This is a genomic window from Aquabacterium sp., assembly GCF_030652515.1.
Classification (GTDB): domain Bacteria; phylum Pseudomonadota; class Gammaproteobacteria; order Burkholderiales; family Burkholderiaceae_C; genus Aquabacterium.
Genome location: NZ_JAUSAR010000104.1, coordinates 24,286 through 31,782, shown reverse-complemented (window position 1 = coordinate 31,782; position 7,497 = coordinate 24,286). Strand labels below are relative to the sequence as shown.

Annotated in this window: 6 protein-coding genes; 1 reads left to right on the top strand and 5 read right to left on the bottom strand. The window is 63.9% G+C overall.

Going from position 1 to position 7,497, the window contains the following annotated elements:
- From Q7V20_RS12525 to Q7V20_RS12505, 5 genes are all read right to left on the bottom strand, one after another.
- The coding region (locus Q7V20_RS12525) for an ABC transporter permease (RefSeq protein WP_304791390.1) at nt 1-826 on the bottom strand (826 nt) is incomplete at its 3' end.
- Nucleotides 826-1,701, bottom strand: coding sequence for an ABC transporter permease (locus tag Q7V20_RS12520; protein ID WP_304791387.1), 876 nt, complete (start codon nt 1,699-1,701; stop codon nt 826-828). The genes Q7V20_RS12520 and Q7V20_RS12525, both read right to left, overlap by 1 nt.
- Nucleotides 1,702-1,732: 31 nt before the next feature.
- Nucleotides 1,733-2,764 (bottom strand): porin, encoded by a 1,032-nt coding sequence (locus Q7V20_RS12515; protein WP_304791384.1) that lies wholly within the window; start codon nt 2,762-2,764, stop codon nt 1,733-1,735.
- A gap of 32 nt (nt 2,765-2,796) precedes the next feature.
- Nucleotides 2,797-4,110: a PotD/PotF family extracellular solute-binding protein gene (locus tag Q7V20_RS12510; protein WP_304791382.1), complete on the bottom strand. Its 1,314-nt coding sequence runs from the start codon at nt 4,108-4,110 to the stop codon at nt 2,797-2,799.
- Between the two features lie 45 nt (nt 4,111-4,155).
- Nucleotides 4,156-5,211, bottom strand: a complete 1,056-nt coding sequence (locus Q7V20_RS12505; protein ID WP_304791379.1) for an ABC transporter ATP-binding protein — start codon at nt 5,209-5,211, stop codon at nt 4,156-4,158.
- A gap of 282 nt (nt 5,212-5,493) precedes the next feature.
- Between Q7V20_RS12505 and Q7V20_RS12500 the strand changes: the two genes are divergently transcribed.
- A complete protein-coding gene (locus tag Q7V20_RS12500; RefSeq protein ID WP_304791376.1) occupies nt 5,494-7,488 on the top strand; it encodes a M64 family metallopeptidase in 1,995 nt (664 codons plus the stop codon).
- The last annotated feature ends 9 nt before the right edge of the window (nt 7,489-7,497 follow it).

Below are 7,497 nucleotides of genomic sequence, written 5' to 3'. Positions count from 1 at the left end.
CGAGCAGCGACACCACCGTGGTGCTGCTGCCCAGCGCGTAGATCGAGGGCGTGGTCACTGTGGTGGTCAGGCCCTGCAATTCCAGCGGTAGTGTATTGACATCGCCAATGGCCTGCGATGAGCGTGCGATCTCGTCCCAGCTGAGCGTGAAGCCGAACATGCCTACGCCCACCAACGAGGGCCCGATCAGCGGCAACACCACGTGGCGCAGCGTTTGCCATGGCGTGGCGCCTTGGTCGCGTGCGGCTTCTTCATACGCCGGGTTGAAGCGGTTGAACACCGCGAACATGATCAGCATGCCGAAGGGCAGCGTCCACGTCAGGTGCGCGCCCAGGCCCGAGGTGTACAGGCCCATCAGCGTGGTGTAGGACTCCAGCGTCTCGGTCCAGCCCGCGCTTTCCAGCATCGATTTGATGACGTCGTCAAACAAGCGGAACTGCAGGCCGATGCCCAGCGAGATGATGATGGACGGCATGATCAGGCTGGCCACCGCGCTGTAGAACAACACGCCGCTGCCCTTGAAGCCCTTGCGGAAGGCCAGGCCCGCCATCAGCGAGAACAGCGTGGTCAGCAGCATCACCACCACCCCCAGTGCCAGCGAGCGCCGGATGGCCGCGCCAATGTCCACCACGCCCAGGCCCTTGAAGAGCTCGTGGTACCAGTGCAATGACAAGCCGCGCATCGGGAAGGTCAGGCCGCCTTCCGGCCCTTGAAAGCTCAGCACGAAGATGGTGATCACCGGCCCGTACAAGAACAGGATGTACAAGGCGCAAACGATGGCCAGGGGGATGAAGCCGCGCGAGCGGCGGCGAACGGTGCCGGCCATCAGAGTTCCTTCCGCAGGTCAACCAGGCGGTTCAGCGCCACGATGATCAGCAGCACCACGCCCAGCAGCACCACGGCGTTCGCGGCGGCCAGCGGGAACTGCAGGTAAGAGGTCTGCACCTGGATGGTCTTGCCCACCGAGGCGATCTGCTGGCCGCCCATCACGCCCACGGTGACGAAATCGCCCATGACCAGGGTGATGACGAAGATGGAGCCGATCAGGATGCCCGTGCGGCACAGCGGCACGATCACGTTCCACAGCGTCTGCCAGGCGGTGGCGCCGCAGTCGTCGGCCGCCTCAATCAGCGAGCGGTCGATCTTCATCATCGAGTTGAAGATGGGCACCATCATGAAGGTGGTGTTCAGGTGCACGAAGGCCAGCACCACGGCAAAGTCAGAGTACAGCAGCCAGTCCAGCGGCGCGTTGGTCAGCCCCAGGCTTTGCAAGGTCTGGTTCACCCAGCCGTTGCGGCCCAGCAGCGGGATCCACGAGATCATGCGGATCACGTTCGATGTCCAGAAGGGGATCGTCATCACGGTGAAGATCACCGTTTGCGCGCCCACGCTGGGCACGTGGAAAGCCACGAAGTAGGCCAGCGTGAAGCCGATCACCAGGGTGATCAGCCACACCAGCGCGCAGAATTTCAGCGTCGACAGGTAGGTCTTGAAGGTGGTGCACAGCTCGCCCGAGTCACCACCGCCAAAACAGCCCTCGAACAAGGACACGTAGTTGTCCAGCGTGAAACCGGGCTCCAGCGTGTACTCGTTCTGCGGCCAGAAGCTCACCGCGCCCACGAGCAGCAGCGGCATCACGAAGAAGACCAGAAAGACCCCGCCCATGGGCAAGGCCTGCATCCAGGCGGGCAAGGTTTTCATGATGGTGCTGCGGCGGCGTGGAGGTGGTGGATCAGAAGCTGTGCGTGATGCCAGCGGTCAGGATGGTTTGCTTCTGGCCAGGTTGGCCGGCAAAGCCAGCCAGCTCTGACACGAAGGCAAAGTTGGCCGCGCCGGAGTTCTTCAGGAAGATCAGGTTGGCGTTCAGGCTGGTGCGCTTGGACAGTGCATAGCTGAGTCGGCCACGCACGAACTCGGTGTCATCCGGGCTGTCCTTCACGTCCTTCTTGACGTAGTCGAGCGAGGTCGAAAACGCCGCAGTGATCGGGATGTCCACGCCCACGTCAATGAGCTTGGCCTTGAAGGGCGCGGCGTACTCGACATCAGCGGTGGCCAGGCCCAGGCGGGCTTTGAGCACGCCAAAGTCATAGCTCACGCCACCGGCGTACATCTTGTTGCCGGCTGCTGGCAGGGCCGGGTTCTTTTCGCTGAAGGCAGTGAAGCCGATGCTGAACGGGCCCGTGCCATAGACCACGGCGCCTTGGATCTTCTGACCTGCCGATTTGCGGGTGGCGTTCTCGCCCGCCGAGTAATACAGGCCACCTTCGAAGCCTCCGATGTTGGGCGAGTTGTACTTGATGGCGTTGTCGTAGTAGTCGCTCAGGGCATAAAAGCCGCTCATCAGGAAGGGCGAGTAATAGCCATACATGAAGTAGTTGCCCATGTAGTCATCGGCCACGTTCCACTGGTGGCCCAGCTTGATGGAGCCGAGGCTGCCGGCCAGGCCCACGTAGGCGCCGCGGTTCCAGAATTGCGAGCGCGCGGCGCCCGTGTCAGGGGCGATCGAGGACTCCAGGTCAAAGATGGCTTTCAGGCCACCGCCCAGGTCCTCGGTGCCCTTCACGCCAATGCGCGAGTTGACGATGGCGTTGTCTTCGATCTTGACCACCGAGTTGGTGGTCGTGCCGTTGTAGACCTTGCTGGCGCTGAGCACGTCCAAGCCAATGGCGCCGTAGAGGGTGACGGACGATTGGGCTTGGGCCGTGCCGATCAGGCTCAGCAAGGAGGCGGCCGCGGTGGCCGACAGGCGAGAAAACATGTTCATGGAAGATGACTCCGTTGAAAGAAAACAAAAAATCAGGCGGCCACGAACTCGTTCCATTTCTGGACCATGTAGGTGTTTTCGTCCATCAGCGCGTTCCAGCAGGCGATCGAGCCCATGCGCGATTCGTAGCTGCCGCCGTCGCGGATTTCGCCGACCTTGGCCAGCACCTGGCCGGTGGGTGACTTGATCTCTTGCGTGGCAGGCTTGCCTTCCATCCAGTAAGCCCATTCGTAGGCTTCCATCTTGGCCTTGGCGGTGTCCAGCACGGCGCTGTAATAACCCTGGCGGTTCAGGTAGGCACCGGCCCAACCATCGAGGAACCAGTTGATGAACTCATACGTGGCATCCAGCTTCTTGCCCGACGCGGTGGCGGGCACGCCAAAGCCGGCGGCCCAGGCACGGTACCCTTCCTTCAAAGGCTGGAAGGTGCAGGCGATGCCCTTGGTGCGCACGGCCGTCACGGCGGGCGACCACATCGACTGAATCACCACCTCGCCCGAGGCCATCAGGTTGACCGACTCGTTGAAGTCCTTCCACAGGCTGCGGAACTGGCCTGCGCGCTTGGCCTCGATCAAGGTCTTGATCGTCAGGTCGATCTCTTTCTTGGTCATGTTGCCCTTGTCCGGGTACTTGTAGATGCCCATGGCCTCGACCACCATGGCCGCGTCCATGATCCCGATCGAGGGGATGTTCAGGATGGCGGCCTTGCCTTTGAACTCGGGGTTCAGCAGCTCTTTCCACGACGTGATGGGGCGCTTGATCAGGTCGGGGCGGATGCCCAGCGTGTCGGCGTTGTAGACCGTGGGGATCAGGGTCATGAACTGCGTGGGCGAGGCGGCGAACTTCTTGCTCTTCTCGGCTTCCAGGAACATCACCTTTTTGGGCGCGGTGCCCTGGTCGCCCACCTTCTTGCCGTTCACTTCGCCCTTGGTGAACAGCGAGGTGATCTTGTCGGCGTTTTTGATGCGCTTGACGTCAATGCCCTTCAGGTTGCCCGTGGGGATGATCTTCTTGAGCGAGAAGTATTCGGTGTCGATCAGGTCGAAACTGTTGGGCGCGGTCACGGCGCGCTTGGTCACATCGTCCGTGGTCACGGGGATGTACTGAACCTTGATGCCCGTGTCGGCCGCGAACTTCTCGGCAATCATCTTGTCCTGGTTCACCGCGGTGCCCAGGTAGCGCAGCACGATGGGGTCGGCCGAATGCACGGCCGGGCCGTAGCCCGCCGCCAGGATGCCGGTGGCGCCCAGCAGGCCGCCTTTGAGCACGGTGCGGCGCGACAGGCCGGTGCCGGTCTCCAGCGATTCGGGAGTGGTGTTGTTGAGATCTTCGGGGCGTTGAGGCATGGGTCTCTCCAAGGGGGTGAAGCAAAAGCAATGAGGGGCTGAAAATCAGGCGGCCAGCGCGTGCACATCGGCCTCGCGCCAGTGGGCTGAGGCGGTCTCGCCGGGCTGCCATGGCGCGGCGTCGAACACCGCCTCGCTGAGCACCACGTTCAGCTCGCCTTCATCCGGCAGCGCCTGGCTGCGCAAGGTCAGCAGCACGTAGGTGCCCTGGTACTCGACACCGGTCACGGTGGCGGGCAAGCTGGTGTTCGAGGTGGGCAGCACCTCGCGGCTCAACTGGGTCTTGTCGGTGCGCACGGCCAGCTTGGCGGTGCTGGTGGGGATCACGTTGTGGCCCCCGATGAAGCGGGCCACGAACTCGGTGCGCGGCGCGTTGAAGATGGTGTGGGGCGTGCCGTCCTGCTCGATGCGGCCCGCGTTCATCACCACCACCTGGTCGGCCAGGGCCATGGCTTCTTCCTGCGAGTGCGTCACGTGGATGAAGGTCATGCCCAGGCTCTTCTGCCAGGCCTTCAGTTCGGCGCGCATCTTGATGCGCAGGAAGGGGTCGAGCGCCGACAAGGGCTCGTCCAGCAGCAGCACACGCGGTTCGGTGATCAGGGCGCGCGCCAGGGCCACACGTTGCTGCTGGCCGCCCGACAACTCGGCCGGCTTGCGGTGTGCCAGGTGGCCCAGCGACACGCGCTCCAGCAGGGCCTGCGCCTTGGCATGGCGTTCGGTCTTGTCCATGCCGCGCATCTTCAAACTGAAGGCCACGTTGTCCAGCGAACTCAGGTGCGGGAACAGCGCGTAGCTCTGGAACATCATCGACGTGCCGCGCGCCGAGGCGGGCAAGCGTGTGATGTTGCGGCCGCCCAGGATGATGTCGCCCTCGCTGGCCTCTTCGTGGCCCGCGATCATGCGCAAGGTCGAAGTCTTGCCGCAGCCCGAAGGGCCCAGCAGGCAGCAGTAGTGGCCCGCCTTGATGTTCAGGTCAATGTGGTCCACCGCCATGGGCGCTTGCGGACCGACGCCATAGCGTTTGACCAGTTTCACCAACTCGAGGTCGGCCTGCGCGGCCATGGTGGCCTTGCGTTGTTCATGAAGCGGCGGGGAGGACATCGGACATCTCCATCAGGCTTGCGCCAACGGAGGCCTTCATTGCAATGCATGTGCCAGGCTTTGCTGAGGTAAAAATCGCGCGCCGCTGCGCTTTTAAGGGGCGAAATCCGAGCTGGTGCACCAGATTGCATACAAAAATTGTATTCAATGTGCCTGCAAGTTGTGCATGCACTTGAATGGGCGTGCTCGGGTAAGCCAGCATGTGAATGCGAGCAGTCAGGGGCAAATTTCCGGCTGCTGTCTGCTAAAACTCGCCTTCCACCACATGAAACGGGGAAACTCATGAAACAAGGCACCACACGATTCATCTGGGCTGGCGGCGCCGTGCTGGCGCTGGCGGCTGGTTTGTCGGGCGGCCGGGCGCACGCTGAAGAGGCCCACTACTTCGTGGTGCGCGAACAGGCCAACGGCGCGCTCAGCGTGGCTTCGCACCGGCTGGTGAACGTGCGCGGCAAGGTCACGCCCATGGCGTCTAGCCAGCCCGGGCGCCAACAGAGCGTGCTGGCCGCGTCCATGGTGGACAAGAAGACCGGCGCTTCGGTCTTCGACACGCAGGCCTTGGGTTCGCCCTGGATCCGCGCAGAGTTTCAAAGCCCTGGCCAGACGCAGATCGAAGGCCGGGTGGTGCCCGCCGGTGAACGACAGTACGTGGTGCGCTTGCCCGTGCAGGCGGGCAAGCTGCTGCGCCTGAAAGGCAACACCATGGCCTCGGGCGCAGCCCCCAGTGGCCAGTCCCGCGGCGCCACGGCCGCCAAGGCGCCACCACCGGCCGTGCTCGACATTGACCTGGACCAGTACACCTCGCCCTCACGCAGCTTGCTGCGCGCAGCCCCGCCCCCTGCCGTGCCCGGCAGCGAAAGCGGCCTGCTGATCAACAACGGCGACGCGGCCAACCGGCTGGACCTGCTGGTGGTGGCCGAGGGCTACACCCTGGCCCAGAAAGACCAGTTCATCGCCCAGGCCACCGAGCTGGCCAACAAGTTCCTGTCCATCTCGCCTTATCAGGACTACCAGCAGCTCATCAACGTGCGCTGGCTGTTCGTGCCCTCCAACCAGTCTGGCGCCGACAAGCCCGACTGCGGCGAAACCCCGGGGGCCGAGGTCGTGATGGTGGACACGGCCTTTGACGCCACCTACTGCGCTGCGGGCCTGCGCCGACTGCTGGTGGTCGATGGTGGCAAGGTCCTCACCGCCGCCGCCGACGTGCCCGATTGGGACATGGTGGCCGTGCTGGTGAACGACGAGGAGTACGGCGGCTCCGGCGGCTACATCTCCGTGTCATCGACCAACGGTGCTTCGGCCGAGGTCATGCAGCACGAGCTAGGCCACTCCTTCAGCAAACTGGCCGACGAGTACGACAGCCCCTATCCCGGCTACCCGGCCTGCAGCGACCAGCCCGGCTCGCCCCTGGGCGCCTGTGAAGTCAATGTGACCGACCAGACCGCGCGCAACAGCCTGAAATGGACGCGCTGGGTGGCCGGCACGACCCCCATCCCCAGCGTAGCGCCCATGCCCGACCCCATCGAGGCCGGCCTTTGGCAAGGCGCGCGCTACCAGTCCAGCGGGCTGTACCGCCAATGCTTCAGCGGCATCATGCGCTCGCTGGGTGCCCCCTTCTGCCATGTGGATGGCGAAGCCTTCGTCAAGCAGCTGTTCGGCGGTGGTTGGGGCGCGCCCAGCGCGGGCGTCAGCCTGATCGAGCCTGGTGCCTTGCCCGCAAACTCCAGCGTCACGGCCAATGTGGGCACCCCACTCGGCTTTCAAGTCACGGTGGCGGGTTCGGCCAAAGCTGGCGGGCTGACGGCCACCTGGCTGGTGGATCAACAGCCCGTCAAAACCGTGGCGACCCAGCACGGGCAGTCGCAGTCCTTCAACTACACCGTGGCCGACAGCGCGCAGCACACCATCGAGCTCAAGGTCAAGGACAACACGCCCTTGACCCTGGACGCTCCCACGGCCTCCAGGATCTGGACGATTCAAGGTGTTGCGGTCTTGCCTGGGGCACCCACCATCACCGCCCTGACCGCTGGCTGGTACTCGTTGAGGCTGTCCTTCGTGCCGCCGACTGCCGTGCCCGGTGCGGCCATCACCGGCTACACGTCCACCTGCACAGCGCCCAACCGGGCCACGGTGACCACCACGGTCAGCAAATCACCCATTTCGATGAACTGGCTGCCAGGCGGTGTGACCTACACCTGCACGGTGGTCGCCCGGAGTGCCTCGGGCAATGGCCCGGCGTCGGCGCCGCGCAGTGCCAAAACGCTCAAGTTGTTCTGATCCGTTTCC

Excerpts from the sequence above, each read along its gene's own strand:
- Q7V20_RS12515 (WP_304791384.1), bottom strand. The coding sequence starts at position 2,764 with ATGAACATGTTTTCTCGCCTGTCGGCCACCGCGGCCGCCTCCTTGCTG.
- Q7V20_RS12505 (WP_304791379.1), bottom strand. The coding sequence starts at position 5,211 with ATGTCCTCCCCGCCGCTTCATGAACAACGCAAGGCCACCATGGCCGCG.
- Q7V20_RS12510 (WP_304791382.1), bottom strand. The coding sequence starts at position 4,110 with ATGCCTCAACGCCCCGAAGATCTCAACAACACCACTCCCGAATCGCTG.
- Q7V20_RS12500 (WP_304791376.1), top strand. The coding sequence starts at position 5,494 with ATGAAACAAGGCACCACACGATTCATCTGGGCTGGCGGCGCCGTGCTG.
- Q7V20_RS12520 (WP_304791387.1), bottom strand. The coding sequence starts at position 1,701 with ATGAAAACCTTGCCCGCCTGGATGCAGGCCTTGCCCATGGGCGGGGTC.